This is a genomic window from Hymenobacter arcticus, assembly GCF_054779975.1.
Window position 1 is genome coordinate 501,636 of the sequence record NZ_BAAGXF010000003.1, and the last position, 20,703, is coordinate 522,338.

The 20,703-nt window shown below is 62.4% G+C and carries 17 protein-coding genes; 7 read left to right on the plus strand and 10 right to left on the minus strand.

What is annotated here, in order from left to right; genetic code table 11:
- Nucleotides 1-115: 115 nt before the first annotated feature.
- The 8 genes from gpmA to ACYVGC_RS08525 all read right to left on the minus strand — a co-directional run bounded on the left by gpmA (nucleotide 116) and on the right by ACYVGC_RS08525 (nucleotide 6,456).
- A complete protein-coding gene (gene gpmA / locus ACYVGC_RS08490; protein WP_460583380.1) occupies nucleotides 116-805 on the minus strand; it encodes a 2,3-bisphosphoglycerate-dependent phosphoglycerate mutase in 690 nt (229 codons plus the stop codon).
- Between the two features lie 163 nt (nucleotides 806-968).
- A complete protein-coding gene (locus tag ACYVGC_RS08495) occupies nucleotides 969-1,553 on the minus strand; it encodes a DUF2911 domain-containing protein (protein WP_460583381.1) in 585 nt (194 codons plus the stop codon).
- Between the two features lie 115 nt (nucleotides 1,554-1,668).
- Entirely contained in the window at nucleotides 1,669-2,976 is a 1,308-nt protein-coding gene (locus ACYVGC_RS08500; protein WP_460583382.1) for an MFS transporter, read from the minus strand.
- A gap of 61 nt (nucleotides 2,977-3,037) precedes the next feature.
- Nucleotides 3,038-3,733 carry a hypothetical protein gene (locus ACYVGC_RS08505; RefSeq protein ID WP_460583383.1) on the minus strand — a complete coding sequence of 232 codons (696 nt, stop codon included), beginning with the start codon at nucleotides 3,731-3,733 and terminating at the stop codon, nucleotides 3,038-3,040.
- Nucleotides 3,734-3,775: 42 nt separating this feature from the next.
- Entirely contained in the window at nucleotides 3,776-4,645 is an 870-nt protein-coding gene (locus ACYVGC_RS08510) for a helix-turn-helix domain-containing protein (RefSeq protein WP_460583384.1), read from the minus strand.
- A gap of 35 nt (nucleotides 4,646-4,680) precedes the next feature.
- A complete protein-coding gene (locus tag ACYVGC_RS08515; protein ID WP_460583385.1) occupies nucleotides 4,681-5,655 on the minus strand; it encodes an NADP-dependent oxidoreductase in 975 nt (324 codons plus the stop codon).
- A 79-nt stretch (nucleotides 5,656-5,734) separates the two neighbouring features.
- On the minus strand, nucleotides 5,735-5,869 hold the full coding sequence (locus ACYVGC_RS08520) for a hypothetical protein (RefSeq protein ID WP_460583386.1): 135 nt from the start codon (nucleotides 5,867-5,869) through the stop codon (nucleotides 5,735-5,737).
- Between the two features lie 179 nt (nucleotides 5,870-6,048).
- Nucleotides 6,049-6,456, minus strand: coding sequence for a hypothetical protein (locus tag ACYVGC_RS08525; protein WP_460583387.1), 408 nt, complete (start codon nucleotides 6,454-6,456; stop codon nucleotides 6,049-6,051).
- A gap of 266 nt (nucleotides 6,457-6,722) precedes the next feature.
- Here ACYVGC_RS08525 and ACYVGC_RS08530 point away from each other — a divergent pair, with 266 nt between their 5' ends.
- From ACYVGC_RS08530 to ACYVGC_RS08550, 5 genes are all read left to right on the plus strand, one after another.
- A complete protein-coding gene (locus ACYVGC_RS08530; RefSeq protein WP_460583388.1) occupies nucleotides 6,723-8,300 on the plus strand; it encodes an NAD(P)/FAD-dependent oxidoreductase in 1,578 nt (525 codons plus the stop codon).
- 130 nt (nucleotides 8,301-8,430) lie between these two features.
- Entirely contained in the window at nucleotides 8,431-8,793 is a 363-nt protein-coding gene (locus ACYVGC_RS08535) for a CoA-binding protein (RefSeq protein ID WP_460583389.1), read from the plus strand.
- A 166-nt stretch (nucleotides 8,794-8,959) separates the two neighbouring features.
- Complete coding sequence (locus ACYVGC_RS08540) at nucleotides 8,960-9,496, plus strand: RNA polymerase sigma factor (RefSeq protein ID WP_460583390.1); 537 nt, start codon at nucleotides 8,960-8,962, stop codon at nucleotides 9,494-9,496.
- Nucleotides 9,497-9,545: 49 nt separating this feature from the next.
- On the plus strand, nucleotides 9,546-10,589 hold the full coding sequence (locus tag ACYVGC_RS08545) for a hypothetical protein (protein WP_460583391.1): 1,044 nt from the start codon (nucleotides 9,546-9,548) through the stop codon (nucleotides 10,587-10,589).
- 101 nt (nucleotides 10,590-10,690) lie between these two features.
- On the plus strand, nucleotides 10,691-11,839 hold the full coding sequence (locus ACYVGC_RS08550) for a porin family protein (protein ID WP_460583392.1): 1,149 nt from the start codon (nucleotides 10,691-10,693) through the stop codon (nucleotides 11,837-11,839).
- 115 nt (nucleotides 11,840-11,954) lie between these two features.
- Here ACYVGC_RS08550 and ACYVGC_RS08555 read toward each other — a convergent pair whose 3' ends face one another.
- Nucleotides 11,955-12,710 (minus strand): TrmH family RNA methyltransferase, encoded by a 756-nt coding sequence (locus tag ACYVGC_RS08555; protein ID WP_460583393.1) that lies wholly within the window; start codon nucleotides 12,708-12,710, stop codon nucleotides 11,955-11,957.
- Here ACYVGC_RS08555 and ACYVGC_RS08560 point away from each other — a divergent pair.
- Both ACYVGC_RS08560 and ACYVGC_RS08565 read left to right on the plus strand, forming a co-directional pair.
- Complete coding sequence (locus tag ACYVGC_RS08560) at nucleotides 12,701-15,601, plus strand: BamA/TamA family outer membrane protein (RefSeq protein ID WP_460583394.1); 2,901 nt, start codon at nucleotides 12,701-12,703, stop codon at nucleotides 15,599-15,601. The two genes, ACYVGC_RS08555 and ACYVGC_RS08560, sit on opposite strands and share 10 nt — an antisense overlap.
- 204 nt (nucleotides 15,602-15,805) lie before the next feature.
- Entirely contained in the window at nucleotides 15,806-18,292 is a 2,487-nt protein-coding gene (locus ACYVGC_RS08565) for an Ig-like domain-containing protein (protein ID WP_460583395.1), read from the plus strand.
- Nucleotides 18,293-18,529: 237 nt separating this feature from the next.
- Here the strand turns inward: ACYVGC_RS08565 and ACYVGC_RS08570 are convergent, their stop codons facing one another.
- Nucleotides 18,530-20,695 carry a thiamine pyrophosphate-dependent enzyme gene (locus tag ACYVGC_RS08570; protein WP_460583396.1) on the minus strand — a complete coding sequence of 722 codons (2,166 nt, stop codon included), beginning with the start codon at nucleotides 20,693-20,695 and terminating at the stop codon, nucleotides 18,530-18,532.
- Nucleotides 20,696-20,703 lie beyond the last annotated feature (8 nt).

Here is a 20,703-nt window from a genome sequence, read left to right on the forward strand (position 1 = left end):
TTAAGGGGGCCTGAACTGACCTTAAAGGTAAGCTCAGGCATAGCAATACGTGTTATGGTTCTGAGGGCTTGGCTCCGGCCTGGGGGCACCTCACCCCCAGGCCAGGTACCCCAAGCTACGTCAGGTAATAGTGCCGGATGCGGTTGAAATCCTCGTCCAGCTCGTACACCAGCGGCACGCCGGTCGGGATGTCCAGGGCCGTCACTTCCTCGTCGCTCAGGTGGTCGATGTACTGCACCAGGGCGCGCAGGCTGTTGCCGTGGGCGGCGATAATCACCTTCTGGTTGCGGCGCAGGGCACCCATTATCTTCTCGGTCCAGAAGGGCATGACGCGGGCCAGCGTTTCGCTCAGGTTTTCGGTGGTGGGCAGCTCGCGCTCGGTGAGGTGCTGGTAGCGCCGGTCGTGGCCGGGCCAGCGGGGGTCGTCCTTGGTCACGGCCGGCGGGTGGGCGTGCGGCGAGCGCCGCCACTCCTGCACCTGGTCGGCGCCGTACTGGGCAGCGGTTTCGGCCTTGTTGAGGCCTTGCAGCGCGCCGTAGAAACGCTCATTGAGCCGCCACGATTTTTGCACCGGAATCCAGAGCTCGTCCATGTTTTCGAGGGTGATATCCAGCGTTTTAATGGCCCGCTTGAGCACCGACGTGAAGCCGATATCGAAGGTGTAGCCGTGCTGTTGCAGCAGTTGGCCCGCGTGAGCGGCCTGCTGCTTACCCAGCTCCGAGAGGTCCACGTCGGTCCAGCCGGTGAAGCGATTTTCCTGGTTCCACACGCTTTCGCCGTGGCGTAGCAGCACGAGCTTTTCCATAATTACTTTATTATCAATATTTTATACAAAATCAGGCAGCTTACCTAAAACAGAACGTCATGCTGAGCTTGCCGAAGCATCTCTACCGCATCGTTGGATGAAGCGGTAGAGATGCTTCGGCAAGCTCAGCATGACGTTCTATATTCTAGGTGAAGCCAGCGGGCTACTTCACCATGAAGGCAGCCTCCGACTTAGCCCACATGAGGGCCACTTTGCCGGTTTTGTCGGCCGTGATGGTGAACTGCTCCACGGGCGTGGTCAGGGTGGTGGGCTTCACTTTTACGCGCAGCACGTCATCGGCAGCTTTGTATTCGTAGGCACCCCACTGCTTGGCGGTTTTGTTGAAAATAATGGTCCACTCGGTAGCGCCGGGGATGGTGAACAGCCCGTAGGTGCCCGCGGCCAGCGCCTGGCCGTTGATTTTCACGGCCTTGCTCACCGTGAAGGTCGTAGCCTCGTTGGCACCCGTGCGCCACACGTCGCCCACTGGAGCCAGCGGCGATTTGGGGCCGAATGCCTCGCGGCCCTTCAGCGCGGGGCGGCTGTAGTCGATGGTAACGTCGGTGCTGCCCACGGTGGTTTTTACCACGGCCGGCGGGCTGGGGCGCTTGGACTTGTCTTCGGGCTTTTTGGCCTGGGCGGGCTCCGTCATGGTCGTTTGGGCTTGGGCCCGGGCGGCCTGGGAGCCGAAAACCAGCGTGGTGCCGGCTACGGCGGCTACGATAAAGGAGGATGAAAGGAAACGCATTTTTTTAGGAAAGAAAAGTGTAGGCAGGTAAGCCAGAAGCCCGGCAATTAGTTTGTCTCAATGTCGTCGATTAAAGTTCTGTCATTGCGAGCACAGCGAAGCAATGACAAACGATTTATTCGCCCTGAATCTCATCCGCCATGTGTCCGCTGGCCCGGCTCTCGCCCATGCGCCAGTACACGAGCAGCGAAACAAGCGCGCAGCCCGTCACGTACCAGTAAAACCACTCGGCCACGCCTTGCTCCTTGGCAAAGAGGGCCAGGTACTCGGCCGTGCCGCCAAAGATGGCCACCGTGAGCGCGTAGGGCAGCCCCACGCCCAGCGCCCGAATGTGGGTCGGAAACAGCTCGGCCTTCACCACGGCCGAGATGCTGGTGTAGGCGCTCACCACAAACAGGGCCGCCACCAGCAAGCCAAACGCGCCCCACTCGCTGCTGGTGTGGGCCAGCGCCCGCAGCAACGGCACGGTGCCCAGCGTAGCCCCGATACCAAAAAACAGCAGCACCGGCCGCCGCCCCACCGCATCAGAAATAGCTCCCAGCAGCGGCTGAAACAGCAGGGCCACGGCCATCGCGCCAAACGAAATGAGGGTGGCCTGCTCCTTACTGAAGCCGCTGGTATTCACCAAAAATTTCTGGGCGTAGGTGGTGAACGTGTAGAACGCCAGCGTGCCGCCCAGCGTGAGGCCCACCACGGTGAGCGTTTCGCGCGGATACTGCCGCAGCTGTTGAAAGGCCGATAGTTGGGCGGGGCGGCTGGCCGCCGGCTCCGTGGCCTGCGCCTGCTCGAAGGCGGCCGTTTCGCGCATGTGGGTGCGCAAAAACAACGCCCCCAGCGCCGCCCCGGCCCCGATAACAAACGGCACACGCCAGCCCCAGCTCGTCATCTCGGCCGGGGTAATGAGCTGCTGCAATGTTAGTTGCACCACCAGCGCCAGCAGCTGCCCGCCCATGAGGGTGAGGTACTGAAAGCTCGACCAGAAGCCGCGGTGCCGCGCGCCGGCCATCTCGCTAAGGTAGGTGGCCGAGGTGCCGTACTCGCCCCCCACGCTGATGCCTTGCAGCAGCCGCGCTACCAGCAGCAGCGCCGGCGCACCCAGCCCAATGGTAGCGTAGCCCGGCGCGCAGGCAATGAGCAGCGAGCCGCCCGCCATCAATTGCACCGAAAGCAGCAGCGCCGCCCGCCGCCCGTGCTTATCGGCGTAGCGCCCGAGCAGCGCCGCCCCCAGCGGCCGCATCAAAAAGCCCACCGCGAAGATGGCGGCCGTGTTCAGCAGCTGCGCCGTGGGGCTGCCCTTGGGGAAAAAGACCGGCGCGAAATACAGGGCAAATGCCGAGTACACGTACCAGTCGTACCACTCCACGAGGTTGCCGATGGAGCCGGAAATGATGGAGCGCAGTGGGGAGGCGGGGGCAGCGGACATGCGCCAAAAGTAGCGGCGGAGCAACCGCCAACTGGCGCGCGTTATTTTTTTAGCCCGCTTTTTATTCCAGGGCTACTTTCCGCATCAGGTGAATGCCCCCGATACTATAAGCAACGTCAATGGCAACGACTTCGCCTCTCAAGTAAAAATTTCCGTTTTGAAAGGGCGTAATTCTATCGTCAATCAGGAAAAAATAAGCTTCCCTATCCGTTAGCACGCCCAGATTTTCATTGGTTAACTCAACCTGCTCGACGTACTCCACCAAACCAATCTTATTTAACTCCGGAATCGTTATTTTTTGAGAATCAATTTCGCAAACGTATTTTTCGCCGAGCCCGGGCATACCAAACCACGGCATTGCCTGGGCTACTTGCAAAGAAATCCGGGAGGTATCGCCCGTAAAAAGGAAGTTTTTAACGGCGAATGTCTCGAAAACCGGCGGCAAGGATTTCTTCGGAAAGAGCTCTTCCGCTCTCCAAAAAAACATGACTTTATTTTGCCACTCCTGGTCGTTTGGGTCTTGGCAAACCAGCTTATCCGTCCAGTAGTGCATGTAAAGCTGGCTGGCTTGCAGCAAAATCGTTGACTTACCAACGCTTTCTTTTTGCGCCGCCGTCAAGGGCCGGCTGATTTTGAAACCATAATTATCCCCAGCCGAAACGAATGAGTCGCCCGCCTCCAAACGCCCGGTTTCGGTTGTTTTTTCTGAGTTAGCGTCCGGCTGCTTACAGTCAAATAGTTTAGCAAAGAATCCCATAATTTTATTTTATTGAGCGTAAATCGGGATTGCTGAACGGTTTTAAGTAAATGAAGTCCTGAATTCCAAAGGCGAGAGCTTCGTCTTTGACTTGAACAGCTTGCTAAAGGAGGGCAAATGCTCAAAACCCAGCTCGTACGCAATTTCGCTCACGGTCAGGCTGGTAGTCGATAGCTTTTCCTTGGCTTTGGCTATCAGCTGGGCGTGAATGTGCTGCTGGGTATTTTGCCCGGTTACCAGGCGCAGGACGTTACTCAGGTACTTGGGCGAAAGGTGCAGGCAATCGGCCACGTAGTGTACGGAAGGCAAGCCTATTTCCGCTAAATCGGGGCGATTGAAATACGCGTGCAGCAGGGTTTCCAACCGTTCGAGCACCTGGTGGTTAGCTTTCTCACGGGTAATAAACTGGCGGCTATAAAACCGGTCGGCGTAGTTCAGCAAGCCTTCTACTTGCGAGATAATAATGTGCTTGCTGAACCGGTCAATAGCGGAATTACACTCCTGCTCAATGGCCAGAATAATATTCGTAATAATTGCCTCTTCCCTGGCCGAAAGAAATAGGCCCTCGTAGAGCGAATAATCCCAGAAATCGTAGTGCTTGATGGTTTTGGCCAGCGGGGTATTCCAAATAAAATCGGGGTGAATATAAATTACCCAGCCCGATTTTTCCACGGCTTCGGCTTTGTTGGCAACGGCGGAGCTAAACACCTGATTGGGTGCCATAAACGACAAAATACCCTCGTTGAAATCAAACGAATGTTGCCCATATTTGAAGTTAATATTGTGCATTCTTTTTACGGAAATGGCGTAAAAATCCAGCATCATAGTAACCGGCTCCTCTTCCTCACGGTGCGGCACGGCCCCAACATCCACTACGCTGAGTAGTGGATGTTGGGGTTTGGGCAATTGCACGAACTCGTGGAATTCGCTTATCGTTTTGAAATGCCTCATGCGGGCTCGTTTTCGTTGCGTATTTCCAGCACCAATTTACCCCGCACGTGCCAGGTTTCGCTTTCGCGGTGAGCCTCGGCCACCTGCGCCAGCGGAAACACGCGGCTGACAAACACCTGCACCTGGCCGGCGTCGATTAGCTCGGCGATTTCGGTTAGCCAGTCCTGCCGGGGCTGGTTGGGCGCGAGCTCGCCGGTGGCCTGCTTCTGGGCCAAAGCGGCCAGCACGGCCTCGTCAAACGGCGCATCGACGTTGACGCTCACGAAGATGCCGCCGGGCTTGAGCACGGCCACCGCCTTGAGGCGCTCGCGGTTGTCGCGCTGGGGCGAAGCTTCCAGTACCACGTCCACGTCGCGCACCAGCTCTTCAAACGGCTGGGCCCGGTAATCAAGCGCCTCATCGGCCCCCAACTGCCTGACGTACTCCAGGTTGCCAGCCGAGGCGAGGCCGATGACGTACGCCCCTTTGGCCTTGGCAAACTGCACCGCGAAGCTCCCTACCCCGCCCGAAGCCCCCTGAATGAGCACGCGCTGGCCCGCCCGCAGCCGGCCGTGGGCGAAGAGGCCCGTCCAGGCCGTGAGGCCGGCCAGCGGCACGCCCGCCGCCTCGTTGAAACTCAGACGCTGGGGCTTGCGGGCAAACTGGCTGGCCTTGGCCGCGCAATACTCGGCGTAGCTGCCGTTGCCCGGAAAATTGGGCACCCCGTACACAGCATCGCCGGGCTGAAAGCCGGTAACCGCGCTCCCGACTTCGGCCACCACGCCGGCCGCATCCCAGCCCAGGGTCAGGGGCAGGGTCAAAAACGCCCGCATCGCCTCGTTGCTACCCTCCCGAATTACCCAATCGACCGGGTTTACGCCGCTGGCAAACATGCTAATCAAGAGCTCATCCGGCGCCGGCACGGGGCGCGCTACGTCTGCTAATTGGAGGACCTCCGGGCCGCCAAAGGCATTGATTCTTACTGCTTTCATACGAGCTTTTTTTCTGGTTGATGACGATACAAAGGTCATCACCCCCCGAAAAGCAGGCTTACGCAAAATGCCCTTTGTCTTAGCCAAAATGCCGCCGCCCGGCCCCGGCCGCTAGCCCGCCGGCCGCTAACCACACCAGGCTGCCCGTAGCGGCTAGGGTAGCTAGGTGGCTTAGGGAGCGGGGAAGGCGGGCGTGAAATGGAGAGGCAGGCATAGCGCCGAAGGTAACGAGGCACCTCTTTTGATGATGTATCTAACGGTCTTCGTCTCGACTATGTAGCGGAAATTAAAGCGCGAATTTTCAATTTTATACTAAATTTCAAGTAAAACTGAACTAAGCTTAGCACTTTATATACCTCATTACCGAATCAATATTGGAGCCATTTTTTATTTTCAGGCTAGAAAAGCATTCATTTCACTTGGCATTGGATAATACCCATTCTGTCGCATTATCAGAATCATTTCACCAATATGGAATGACAAGTGAATTGTTAAATCTTGAATTATTTTTAATTTTCGCTCAATACCTTCCTGCTCTACTGTCATTTTACCTAATTCAATTTTAATCATTTCTAATTGCTCATTAAATTTCATTATCTTATCATTAAGCAGACTTTGGTCCGATACTTTTTTTTCCGTAGGCCAAGTAGTAATTTCTTTTATATCTTCTGTGCTGATGTTACAAAACTTATCTATTTGATAACCCTGCCAAATTACTAAATGATTTAATATTTGCCACACACTGTTAGGTGAGCTATAATTTATCAAATTAGCTTGCTGAATGCTCAGTTTGTCAAACACTTTAAAAGTGTCAAAAGAATCTGTAAAAACGTTTGCTAATTTCATTCTTTTTCTCGTTACACTTGCTACTGACACCTATATTGCTGCTCACTGTATTCGCACAAAGCGGCAATCACACCATTGTTAGCGTGGTTGCCGCAAGTATAAGCAATAATTACGTAGCGTCAAGAACCTGAGAGCTACCAGGCTGGCAGAGAAACCCGCCCATCCCGCCCCCCATCGTAAATTTGCGCCTGCTTAACGGCTAACTCCCGTTCGCCTGCTGTATGAAACAAGAACTAGACTTGGCCCTACCCCCCGAGGTGGCCTACGACGAGCTGGCCCGCTACGCGGCCATTCTGGCCGCCGCCGGCCTGCGCCCCGGCGAAGCCGACTTCGTGCACATTCGCAAGCGCTCGCTCGATGCGCGGGGCCGCCGGCCCCTCATCCGCCTGCGGGCCGACGTGTACGACCGCGCCACGCCCGCCCCCGCCCACGAACTGCTGGGGCCGTGGTTTGAATACCCCGACGTGCGCCAGGCGCGGCGGCGGGTGCTCATTGTGGGCGCGGGGCCGGCGGGGCTGTTTGCGGCGCTGCGCTGCATCGAGCTGGGTATCAAGCCCATCGTGCTGGAGCGCGGCAAGGACGTGCGCACCCGCCGCCGCGACCTGGCTGCCCTCAACAAGGAGCACCTCGTGAACCCCGACTCGAACTACTGCTTTGGCGAGGGCGGCGCGGGCACCTACTCCGATGGTAAGCTGTATACCCGCGCCACCAAGCGCGGCGACGTGGGCCGCATCTTGCGGCGGCTGGTGCAGCACGGCGCCACCCCCGATATCCTGGTCGATGCTCATCCCCACATCGGCACCAACAAGCTCCCCGCCGTGGTGCAGAGCCTGCGCGACGCCATCATCGAGGCCGGCGGCGAGGTGCGGTTTGAGACGCGGGTCGAGGATTTAATTCTGGAAAACAACTACTTGCGCGGGGTGGTCACGCACACCGGCGAGGCGCTGGAGGCCGAGGCCACCGTGCTGGCCACCGGCCACTCGGCCCGCGACATCTACGAGCTGCTGCACCGGCGCGGGGTGGCCATCGAGGCCAAGCCCTTCGCCCTGGGCGTGCGCGTCGAGCACCCGCAAAGCCTGATTGATGCGGCGCAGTACGGGCGGCCCGAGCGCGGCCTGCTGCCGGCCGCCAGCTACGCGCTGGTGGAGCAAACGAAGGTGCGCGACGCCCAGCGCGGCGTGTTTTCGTTTTGCATGTGCCCCGGCGGCTTCATTGTGCCGGCGGCCACCGCACCCGGCGAGGTGGTGGTGAACGGCATGAGCCCCAGCCGCCGCGACTCGCGCTTTGCCAACTCGGGCATCGTGGCCGCCGTGGAGCTGGCCGACATGGACGTGGCCCGCTACGGCGTGCTCGCCGGCCTGCGCTTGCAGCAGGAAATAGAGCAGCGCGCCTGCCAGCTGGCCGGCAACACCCAGCTGGCCCCGGCCCAGCTGCTGGGCGATTTCCTCCAGAAGAAGCTCTCTTCCAGCCTACTAGAAACCAGCTACCAGCCCGGCCTGGTGAGCGTGGAGATGGACGCCGTGCTCGGCCCCGCCCTCAGCGAGCGGCTGCGGCAGGGCTTCCGCGCCTTCGGCCGCAAAATCCCCGGCTTCGCCACCAACGAGGCCCAGATTGTGGGCGTGGAGAGCCGCACCTCGTCGCCCGTCCGCATCCCGCGCGATAGCGACACCCTGCGCCACCCGGTGGTGGCCGGCCTCTACCCCTGCGGCGAGGGCGCGGGCTACGCGGGCGGCATCGTGAGCGCGGCCATGGACGGCGAGCGCGTGGCGGAGGCGCTGGCCGTATCCGTGGGGCGCTAGAAAACGTTAACCACCATGTTTGTCATGCTGACGAAGGAAGCATCTTGTCAGGGTAGAACATGGCTAACTGAACTAACCTGCTGAGATGCTTCCTTTGTCAGCATGACAAATGCATTTTAACTTAGAAACCATGAAGACTTTAGTTCTCGGTGCCACCGACAACCCCGACCGCTACGCCTACAAGGCTGTGCATTCGCTCAAAAATCACGGCCACGAAGTAGTGCCCGTGGGCATCCGCAAGGGACAGGTGGCGGGCATTGACATTCATACCGACCGCCCCACCGAGGCAGGCATCGACACCGTGACGCTCTACGTGGGCCCCCAAAACCAGCCCGCCTGGTACGACTACATCCTGAGCCTCAAGCCGCGGCGCATCATCTTCAACCCCGGCACCGAAAACCCCGAGTTGGAGCAAAAAGCACAGGCCCAGGGCATTATGACCGAGGAAGCCTGCACGCTGGTGATGCTGAGCGTGGGGCAGTACGATAAGTAGCTATCAGACAACTCCTTGTGAATAAAGCCAAAAAAGCTCCGGCCGCCAGCCGGAGCTTTTTTGGCTTTCGCAGGTAATTTTCCAATCGTCAGGCAACCCCGGCACTCACCCGCGCATCTACCGCCCCAAATACCTTCGTGCCGCTGCCCTACTTCTACCTTTTTCCGTGACTGAGCCCGACCTCATTGCCGCCTGCCTGCGGGGCGAGCCCCGCGCCCAGCGCCAGCTCTACAACCAGTTTGCGGGACTGATGCTGACCGTGTGCCGCCGCTACCTAAAGCGCCCCGAAGACGCCGAGGAGGCCCTGCTGCTGGGGTTTGCCAAGGTGTTTCGGGCGCTGCCCACGTTTCGGCAAGAGGGCTCGTTTGAGGGCTGGATACGGCGCATCATGGTGAACGAGGCGCTCATGGAGCTGCGCCGCCGCGAGCCGCTGCATCTCTCGTTTGAGGACTTTGCGCAGCCCGAAAACCTGGCCACCACCCCCGCCACCGCCGATACCCAGCTGCAAGCCGAAGAGTTGCTGGCCCTGCTCCAAACCCTGCCCACCGGCTACCGCACCGTGTTCAACCTCTACGCGCTGGAGGGCTACTCGCACCCCGAAATCGCGGAGCTGCTGGGCATTTCGGAGGGCACCAGCAAGTCGCAGCTCAGCAAGGCGCGGGCCATGCTGCAACGCCGCCTCCAATTGGCTACGAGCAATTAGGCTAAAACGGTATTAAGTAATTACTTGACAAACAATAATTTATAATATAATGGCCACCAACGACCTCGACGACTTGTTTCGCCAGCAGCTGGATGGGCACGCCACGCCCCCCGGCCCCGGCTTGCAGCAGCGGCTAGCCGAGCTAGCGGAGGCCGAGCGCCTCGACACCCTGTTTCGGACGGGGCTGGGCGGCCATGCTTCCCAGCCCCGCCGTGAGTTGTGGGAGCGCCTGGAAGACGAGCACCTGCACCCCCGGCCCCGCCGCCGCCGGGTGGTGGCCTGGTGGCAATACTCGGCCGCCGCCGTGCTTCTACTTACGCTGCTGGCAGGCGGCGCCGGGCTGTGGCGCGGGCAGCTGGGGCGGCTGGCTGGCACCGTGGCTACCGCTACTACGAACCCTCGGCCGGCAGCATCCGCTACGGCTGCGCAGCCTGGCGCACCCAGCCGCCAGGTGCTATCAACCCTGACGCTAGAAGCACAAATTATTGATAATAAATCAATTGCGGGCAACAAAACCAGCATTTCTAAAAAAAATCAAGAAAATGTTACTCGCCAGGCAACGGCTCCTCCCCTTTCCCCATCTAGCCACCCGATAGCCACTATTACCCGGCCGCGCCGCCCCGCCACGGCACCCCAGGTAGCTAGTAGCATTCACCCAACAACCCGGCGGCCGGACGCGGCCACCGGCCAGCTGGCCACCACCGGGGGGCGGAAAGCCCCGGTCGACCAGCTTTGCACTACCTCGCAGGAGGCCCCGACAACAATCGGTAGTCCGGCCGCCCCCCGTGACAATGCCGCCCTGGCCGTAGCGGCCTTCACGGCCGCCACTGCCCCAGCCGGCGTGATTGAAGTAGATGTGCGGCGCGGCCCCGAAACCGCCCGCCCCACCGCGGCCCCGGCCGCCGCCGTAGTGGCCGAGGCGGCCCCCCAGCGCCGGCCTCGCCTGCGCCTCGGAGGCCTGCTGCGCCAAGCCGACCACCTAGTGCACGGCGAAGCCGTGAGCCTGACCGAGGCCACCGCCGGCCTGCCCGAAACCCTGACCGTGCACGCCCGCCTCGGCGGCCGCACGCTCAGCAAGACCATTGCCCTGTAGCCGCCGACGCTAGCTTACTTACTGGTGTTAGTTTTCGATTTCCTTGCCTTTTTATCGGGGCAGCCTTCCTTTTCACAGCCTTTTCTCAACGTCTTTCACTGATGAAACCCGCTCTTTTTTCTGCTGCGCTGCTGGCGCTTTTTGCCGCCGCTGCTACTGGTGCGCAGGCCCGTACGCTGGCCCTGCCCAAGCTGCCCCTGGCCGCCGCACCCACCGACACCATTGTGGTGCGGCTGCCCAATAAGGCTATTATGACGCTGGTGGTACGCGATGCTGCCCAGCTGCGCCAGCTGCCCCAGTACCACCTCGACTCACTAGTGGCCCGGCTGGGCGGCTACATCAAGCAGGCCGATGCGGCGGCCCAGGTGGCCACCACCGACCGCACCACGATGGAGTTTCACCCCAACCGCGACCAGCCGGGCAAAGACTTGCCCGAGGAAATTCGCATCACCACTCACAAGGCCCCCGGCCAGCCCGGCGACCGCACCAGCCGCGTAGATGTGGCCCTCGACAAGGCTTTTGGCTTGCAGATGCGCATCGACCACGACGGCAAAAAAACGTACGTGACGGGCAACTCCGAAACCCGCCAGGCCCGCCGCGACTCGATGCGCCAGGCACGCTGGGACCGCAAATCGTCGTCTACCGACTTTGTGTTTGACCTGGGACTGAACGCGCTCACCAACCTAAGCAGCGGCCCCGGCCGGCCCGACCTGCGCACGCTGGGCTCGCGCTACGTCAACCTGGGCTTCGACTTCAAGCAGCGGCTGGGCGGGCGGCGCAGCCCGCTTTACCTCATCTTCGGACCCGAATTTGCCTTCAACAATTACATGCTGGAAGGCAACTCAAAGTGGGTGAATATTAATGGGATAACCAGCGTAGTAAACGAAACCAATGGCCGCCAGTACCAGAAAACCAAGCTGGCCACTTCCACCTTCACTGTGCCGCTGATGTTTCAGCTCAACCTGCACGACCAGCACCACCGCACCAGCCTGCGCCTGGGGGCCGGCGGCTTCGTGGGCTACCGCCTCAACAGCTGGACCAAGCTCAAATACTTCGAAGACGGCAATACCCGCAAGGACAAGGACTACGGCAACTACGGCCTCAACGACTGGCAGTACGGCCTGCAAGGCGTGCTGGGCTACAAGTCGGTAACCTTCTTTGCGAAGTATAATCTGAACAACCTCTTCCGCGACGGCCAGGGCCCGCAGGCCCAAACGGTGAGCTTCGGCGTGCGGCTATTGGGTAATTAACATGTAGCGCGAAGCTCCGGCTTCGGGCGCGAGCATAGCGAGCAGCCGGGGCAGAAACTTCGCCCTAGCACAGATGCTCGCTGCGCTCGCGCCCGAAGCCGGAGCTTCGCGCTACTTAGCTATTCCGAAAGAAATTATCCAGCAGGATGGCGGCCGACACGGCCACGTTGAGGCTCTCGGCGCGGCCGCCGGGGCCGTGCGGAATGTGCAGCCGGCGCGTGAGCTGCGCGCCCACCTCGGGGCTGAGGCCGTGGCTTTCGCTGCCCATTACCAGCACGCCGGCTGGTTGCAGGTGCAGTTTATGCACGTTATCACCTTCTAAATCAGCCCCGTATACGGCAACTTCTTTTGGTAGCGCGGCCAACCAGGCAGCGAGGTCGCGGTCGGCCCACACGGGTACGCGGCCGAAGGCGCCCATGCTGGCGGCCACGGCTTTGGGGTTGAAGGGGTCGGCGCAGTTTTCGCTCAGCACCAGGCCGGGCAGGCCATACCAGTCGGCCAGGCGCCAGAGGGTGCCCAGGTTGCCGGGGTCGGCCACGTTGTCGAGGGCCAGCACGAGGTGGGTGGCGGGCAGGGCGGCGGGCAGCGGTATTTCGGGCGGGCGGCGCACTACGGCCAGCGCGGCGGCGTTGGTTTGCAGGGTGCCGAGCTGGGTGAGCTCATCTTCGGTGGCCAGCTGCACCGGCAGGCCGGGCGTGGGCGGCAATTGCCCGGCAAAGGCGGGCGTAACGAGCAAGTGCTCGATTTCGAGGCCCGAGCCGAGCAATTCTAGCACGCTTTTCGCACCTTCGACCAGGAAGGCGGCGTGGCGTTGCCGATATTTGCGCTGGTGTAGCGACCGAACGTATTTGGCGAGAGCTTTTGAAACCATTAGGACAACAAAGTAACGACCGGCCGCGCATCGGCCCCACCAGCCTGGCCGCTGGGCTGCTGCTGGCCGTGGTGGCCCTGCTGGTGGCGGTGGGCTGCTCGCCGCTGCGCCTGCTCACGCCCCAGCAGCGCCTGCTCACCAAGGTGGAGGTGGAAAGCGACGGCCTGAGCACGGCTCAGCAGGAGCGCCTGCTCACGCTGGTGCAGCAAAAGCCCAACCGCACTATCCCCATTCCCAAGCTGGCCGTGTACCAGCTGGGCCATTCGTTTTATGATTCGGCCCGCATTCAGCGGCGGCTCACCAAAATAAAGGACCGGTACGCCGGCCGGCTGGCCGGGGTGACGGGCGATTCCACCCGCACCGGTAAGGTGCTGGCCCACCGCAACCGCCTGCTGGCCCGCAAGCGCACGGCCCTCGACAAGGGCAACTCCATTATGCGCCTGGGCGAGCCGCCCGTTATCTACGACCCCACGCTGAGCCAGCGCACCGTGGACCAGCTTAATACCTACCTGCGCTCGCAGGGATATTTTCGGGCGCAAGTCGGCTTTACTGATTCGGCCCGCTCGAAGCCCAGCCTCATTGCCAGCGCCCTGCGGGCGGTGGGTTTGCGCAAACCCGTGCGGCCGGTACCGCTGCGCGACTCGGCCGGGCAGCGCCTACACCGGCTCGTGACAGTTACTTACCAAGTGAAAGAGGGTCAAGATTTTACGTATAGCCGCCTCACGCGCAGCATTCCTGACTCGGGGGTGGCGCGGGTGGTGGCCGGGGCCCAAGGCGCTACCGTGCTGCGCGTGGGCGATGCCTACAACGAGGACGTGATTGGCCAGGAGCGGCAGCGCCTCGAAGCGCTGCTCAAAAACGCGGGCTACTACGATTTCCGGGCCCAGTACATCACCCTGGAAGCCGATACCAGCTTCGAGAAAAACCAGGTGCGGCTGCGCGTGCTCATTGCCAGCCCGCCCGGCGGGCATCGCGCCTACCGCCTGCGCAACGTGACGGTGCTCACCGACGTGAGCCAGAACCGTGCCCTACGCCTGGCCTCGGGCGATACCACCCGGCGGGCGGGCCGCCGCGCCGGCGGCCGGGTAGCCGCCCCCGCCGATAGCACCAACGTGTCGGGCCGGGCGGTGGGCTCGGCCACGGGGCGCATCTCCACGGCCAACATGCCGGCGGGCGTGACGCCCGCCGCCGTGGCCGACTCGCTGAGTGCGCGCCGGCTGCGGCGCGTGGGCCGCAACGCTATCCCGCGCGACACGGTGCGCCTCGATAGTATCATCTTCTCCAGCCGCGGGCCGCTGCCCATTAGCCCGGGCATTTTGGCGCGGCAGGTAACGGTGCGGCCCGGCCAGCTCTACAGCCAGGCCCGCACCCAACGCACGCAGCGCCAGCTTTCGAGCCTCGACATGTTCCGGTTTAACACCCTGAGCTACCGCAAGGTAACCGACCGCCCCACCGCTGGCGAGGCCAGCGGGGGCGGCACCGAGGGCGTGGCCGCCGACAGCAGCCGGGCGCTCACGGCCGGCTCAGCCGCCACGGTGCCCACCGGCCCGGCAGCCCCTGGCCTGCTTGATGCCATTGTGACTACTTCGCCTAGCCCGCGCTTTTCCGAAACTACCGAATTTGGCGGCACCTACGTGGCTACCAAGGTGGGCCCTTTTGCCAACTTCCGCCTCAAGTGGCGCAATCCCTTTGGCGGGGCCGAGGTGCTGGAGCTAAGCGCCCGCGCCGGCCTGGAGGGCCAGCTGGCCCAGCTCGGCAACGACAGCGTGAGCATTGCCACCTACACGGTGCAGTACGGGGCTACGGCGGCGTTGCTGGTACCGCAGTTTCTGGTGCCGTTTCGGCTAGGCAATTTCCTGGCCGACTACCAGCCGCGCACCCGCTTTGCCCTGTCAACCACTTATACCCGAAGCGCTTACTACACCCGCAGCAACACCGAGTTTACGTTTGACTACCTCTGGCAAACCAGCCCGTACCAGCAGTTCATCTTCACGCCCGTAGACCTGGGCATTGTAAGCACGCCCGTCATCAGCCCGTTTTACCGCAACCGGCTTGAAAGCCTGCGCATCAACCAGGGTAGCCCGCTCTACCGCTCGTTTCAGCCCATTTACGAGCCCAGCTTCAGCTTCACCTCGCTTTATAATTCCAACGACCTCACGCAGACCCGCAATGCCAGCTACCTGCGCGTGTTTGCCGAGCTGGGCGGCCTCACGCGGGGGCTGTACCGTAACGAGTCGTGGTTTACCAGAACCGGCTTGTCGGTGTACAACTTTGCCAAAATCACGGTCGATTACCGGCGCTACTACAAGCTTTCGCCCACCACCTACCTGGCTTGGCGCCTCAACGGGGGCCTGGCCCACGCCCTCACCACCACGCCCGATACCACCGGCGAGCGCGGCCGCGGCACGGTAGACCGCTTCATTATTCCCTACGACAAGTACCTGTTTGCGGGCGGCTCCAACAGCGTGCGCGCCTGGAGCCCACGCCGCCTGGGCACCGGCTCCTACGCCACGCGCCTGCCCGGCGGCGACCGCGACTACTACACCGAGCAGCCCGGCGAGGTGCTGCTGGAGGGCTCGCTGGAGTACCGCTTCCCAGTGTATTCGTTTATCAAGGGTGCGCTATTCACTGATTTTGGCAACGTCTGGACTCTCCAGCCCGACACCAACCGGCCGGGGGCCGAGTTCCTGGTCAACCGCTTCTACAAGCAGTTTGCCGTGGCCTCGGGCTTCGGCGTTCGCATGGACTTTACCTTCCTAATCCTGCGCTTCGACGTAGCTACCAAGGTATTTGACCCCACCGAAACCGGCCAGCCCTGGCGCCTGCGCAATGCCGTGAAGCATACGGATAACCAGACGGTTGTGAACGTGGGCTTGGGCTATCCGTTCTAACGCACGCCGGTAAGCCGGGCGCGGCGGGCACGGGCGGTGGCACAAGCCGCGCCGGGTGGGCAGCGCCCCAGCCTGCGCCTACCAGCTGAAAGCTCCATCTGTTTTGCATTAAACAACTAATAATTACTAATTTTAGCATCATCAACTAATACAGGAGTAGGGAGCGCGGGCTAAATTTGCAGAATTTCTTCAAAATTCAACTGAATGAAAAATCTGTTACTCACCTTCCTTTTACTTGGAAGCTGGCTGGCGGCCCGCGCGGCCCCGGTAGCCAACCCCGACGCCGCCAGCACGCCGGGCAACGCCGCCGTTACCTTTTCCGTCACGGCCAACGACACGGGTTTACCACTAGCGGCCACGGTCGATTTTACCACCAATACCGCCGCTACTCGGCTCACCACACGCACCGTGAGCGGGCAGGGCACCTTCACGGCCGACGACCTGGGCAACGTCACGTTTACGCCGCTGGCCACGTTTTCGGGCACCAGCACCACCACGTATTTCGTGCGCGATGCCTTAGGTGCGGCTTCCAACCGGGCCAGCATTACGGTGACGGTGGGGCCCATCGCCAACAACGATTTTGTGCTGGTTACCTACCAAACCGCCCGCACATTTCAGCCCACCGCCAACGACGTGTCGGGCGCGGGCTTCGACTTTCTGAGCCTCGACCTCGACCTGACCCAGCCCGGCGTGCAGGCCCAGCGGGTGCTGGCCGCGGGCACCCTGCAAAGCGACGGGGCCGGCAACGTCACCTTCACGCCTGCCGCGGGCTTCATGGGCAGCGTGCCCGACGTTACCTACACCATTTCGAGCGCGGGCAGCCCGGCCGTGAGAAGCAATGAGGGTACCATTCAACTGCGGGTGGGTGGGCAGCCGTTTGCGTGCAGCGGCGAGTTTTACCAGATTAGTCAGGTAGGCGCTACAGCTCAGCTGTTTCGGCTGGTGCGCAACACCGCGGGCGGCGCGGTCAACTACACCGCCACCCTGCTCTACGACACCGGCGTGCGGCTCAATAGCCTGGCCCTGAGCGGGCAGGATGGCTACCTCTACGCTGTGGGTATCAATACCACGGCCGGCAGCGCCAACGTGGGGCAGGTGTACCAGCTCAGCCAGACCGGTGCCATGAACCTGGGCCTGATGCCGGGCTTGCCGGCCCAGGCCTTCAACTCGGCCACGGCCGACAACCAGGGCAACTACTACCTGGCCAACAACAGCACCAATACCATCTACCGGGCTGACTTAAAGACGTTTACGGCAGCGGGCATTCCGCTGGCGAGCGCGGCCAACTGCGGCGACATTGCCTTTGACCCCTCCACGGGCTACCTCTACGCCTCGCGCTTCCCCAACAACCTCTACCGCATTGACCTGGCCAGCGCCAACGCCAGCAAGCCGGTGCTGGCCCTGAGCACCGGCACCACGGGCGGCAACATGGGCTCCATCTTTTTCGATGCCAGCGGCACGCTCTACGGGGCCAGCAACGAGGGTGAGTTTTTCATCTACGACCTGGTCACGGGCCTCACCACGTCGGTGGGCACAGCCAACACGGCCAGCCAGGGCGACGGGGCCAGCTGCGCCTTCCCGGCCCAAAAGCTCGACGTAGTGAAGGCGGCCGGCGCCATCAACAAGCGCAGCGCCACGGTGTTCGACGTGCCGTTCAGCATTCAGCTGCGCAACACCAGCAGCGCCGAAGACCCTAACATTCAGGTCAATGACTTTCTGTTTTCGGCCAGCGCGGGTACTAGCAATGTCACGTTTCCGGGGGCTATTAGCGTAGCCATCACGGCGGGGCCCACGGCTACTATTGCGGGAACCGCCGTGGCTGCCAACGCGGCCTTCACCGGCCAGCAGGGCAACACGGGCTTGCTGCCGGGCACCCAGTCGCTGCAAGCCGGCCAAACGGCCGTGCTCACCTTCACGGCCCGCGTTACGTACCCGGCCGGCAGCGTACCCAGCCAAGCCCAGAACACGGCCTATGCCAGCGCCGCCAGCGCCACCCCCAACAGTGGCTACCAGCAGCTGAGCGACGGCTCACTGGTATCGCCCGACCAGGTGCTGGCCACCGACCGCTCTACCACGGGAGCCACGCTGCCCAGCTCGGCCAACGCTGATGCGCCGGCTCCTACGGTAGTTAATTTCAGCAACGCCAGCCCCCTGCCGGTAGTGCTGAGCAGCTTCGTGGCCACAGCCGCCGGCCGCACCGCGCAGCTCACTTGGACTACCGCCAGCGAGGTCAACAACGCTTATTTTGACGTGGAGCGGGCTACGGCTAGCGGCGCTTTCACTAGCCTGGGCACGGTAGCCGGGCACGGCAATAGCGCTCTTGGGGCCGCCTACAGCTATGTGGATGCTGAGGCCGCCCGCGCGGGCAGCCTGCTCTACTACCGCCTGCGCCAGGTCGATACCGATGGCACAGCCAGCTACTCGCCGGTGCGCGTAGTGCGCCTGGGCGGCGCGGGCCTGGCCACGGTGGCCCTCTACCCCAACCCTGCTGACGCGGCCACTACCCTCGACCTCACGGCGCTACCCGCCGGCCCCTACGCCGTAACGGTCTACGACCTGACCGGCCGCCTGCTGGCTACTTACTCGCTGGCCGGCGGCCAAACCCACGACCTCAACCTTCAGGCGTTGCCGCTGGGCGTGAGTGTGTTGCGCGTAGCCGGCCAAACGCTGCGCCTGTTGCATCAGCAGTAGCCTCTGCCGGGCGCAGCACTTGCCCTTAGGTAAGCCCGCCAACCAAAAGGGACCCCGATGACTAGTCATCGGGGTCCCTTTTGGTTGGCGGGCTTACGCAAAAGCCGTTTGTCATTGCGAGCACCGCGAAGCAATCGCACCAGCGCGAGCTGTTCGAGTGTCGTTCGGATGCGATTGCTTCGCGGTGCTCGCAATGGCAAACGGCTTTTGCGTATATCCTAATTTATTAGTACTACGTTAATAGCCAAGTAGTTCACCCAACGCTACAGCCACTTTGGCGGCGCTGGGCAGCATTTGCTTTTCCAGCTCCACGTTGAGCGGGATGGCGGGCAGGTTGGCCGCGCCGAGGGTGAACACGGGCGCGTCAAGCTGGCGGAAGCAGTGGCGCTGGATGCGCCCGGCCAGGCTCTCGGCAAAGGAGTTGAGCAGGGGCTCTTCGGTGAGCACCAGGGCTTTACCGTGGCGGCGCACGGCGGCGAGTACGGCGTCCCAGTCGAGGGGGTTGAGAGTACGCAGGTCGAGGATTTCGACGCGGCCGGGGTAGTCGCGGCTGGCGGCGCGAGCCCAATGCACACCCATGCCGTAGGTGACCACCACGCACGTTTCGCCACTGGCTAATTTGTCGGCAGCGGCAGCCTGGGCCACGGCGGCCTGGCCCAGCGGAATGACGTAGCCGGCGGCCGGCTCGGTGGTTTTGGCGTCTTCGGTGCCGGGCACTTTACTCCAGTATAACCCCTTATGCTCTAGCATAATAACCGGGTTGGGGTCAAGAAAAGCGGCGCGCAGCAGGCCCTTCATATCGGCGGCGTTGCTGGGGTACACCACCTTGATGCCCCGGATGGTAAGCAGCGTGCTCTCGATGGAGCCCGAGTGGTAGGGCCCGCCCCCGCCGTAGGCCCCCACCGGCACCCGAATGAGCGCCGGCACCGGAAACTTGCCCATGCTGAGGTAGCACGATTTCGACAGCTCCTCCACTAACTGGTTGAGCGCCGGCCAGATGTAGTCGGCAAACTGAATCTCGACGATGGGCCGCGCGCCCACGGCCGCCATGCCGGCCGTGCTGCCCACTATGTAGGCCTCCTGAATGGGTGTATTGAATACGCGCTTCTCGCCGTACTTCTTAGCCAGCAGCGCCGCCTCGCGAAATACGCCGCCCAGCTCGCCGCCCACGTCCTGGCCGTAGAACAGGGCCTCGGGGAATTCGCGCAAAATATCGTCTACGGCGTGCAGGGCGGCGTCTACCATCAGCACTTTGTCGGCCCCGGCGGGGGCGCGCTCGCCAGCCTCGGTGAGCACGGCGGGCGGCGCAAACTCGTGGTCGGCGAAGGTGGCGGGGTCGGGGTCGGGCGCGGCCTGGGCGGCGGCCCAGTCGGCGGCCACGGTGGCGCGGGCCTGGGCGGCCAGCTCGGTTAGCTCGGCCTCGGTAGCGCCGGCGGCCAGCAGGCGCTGGTGCAGGCGGGGCAGCGGGTCGTTTTGCTGGTGCGCGGTGAGGTCGTCGCCGCGGTACCACTCCCGCCGCACGCCGCTGGTATGGTGGCCCAGCAGCGGGCACTTGGCGTGCACCAGGGCGGGGCCGCGCCGCGCGCGCACGTGCGCAAACGCCTCACTCAAACCATTATACGAAGACTCGAAATCGGCCCCATCGACCCGCACGCGGTGCAGGCCGGGAAAGCCGGCGGCAAAATCGTAGGCGTCCATGGCGCGCATTTCGCGGCCCGTGGCCGAGATGCCCCAGTCGTTGTCCTGCACCAAGTACACGATGGGCAGCCGGTGCAAAATGGCCATTTGCAGCGCCTCGCTCACCTCGCCCTCCGTCATGGCTCCATCGCCGATGGAGCAGAGCACCAGCGGCTTAGTTGGGGCCGCTGAAGCTAGCTGGCTCAGCCCCGGCAAAGGCTGGCCCGAGAGGTAGAAATCGCGCGGGTCGGGCGATAGCAGGTCCTCGCCCTGGCTTTCCAGGTAGCTGATGGCGTGGGCCATGCCCGTGGCCGGAATGGCCTGCATGCCCGTAGCCGAGCTTTGGTGCGGAATGATGGGAAACTCGGGCCGGTACAGACTGGGGTGGCTGTAGTAGGTGCGTCCGCCGCTGAAAGGGTCGTCGCGCTTGGCCAACAATTGCAGCATCAGCTCGTAGGGGCGCAGGCCCAGGCCCAGCAGCAAGGCATCGTCGCGGTAGTAGGGCGTGGCGTAGTCGGTGGGCCACAGCAGCGCGGCGGCGGCCAGCTGCACGGCTTCGTGGCCGCGGGCGGTGGCGTGCACGTAGCGAGCGGCCACGGTTTTCTGGGCTTCGTAGAGCGCGGCCATTTCGGCGGCCGTGTGCATCAGTAAGTAGGCACGTTGCAGTAGGGCCGCGGGCACGGCCGGGGTAGCCACGGCGGGCGCGGCGGGGGCATCAATCAGCATAAAAACAG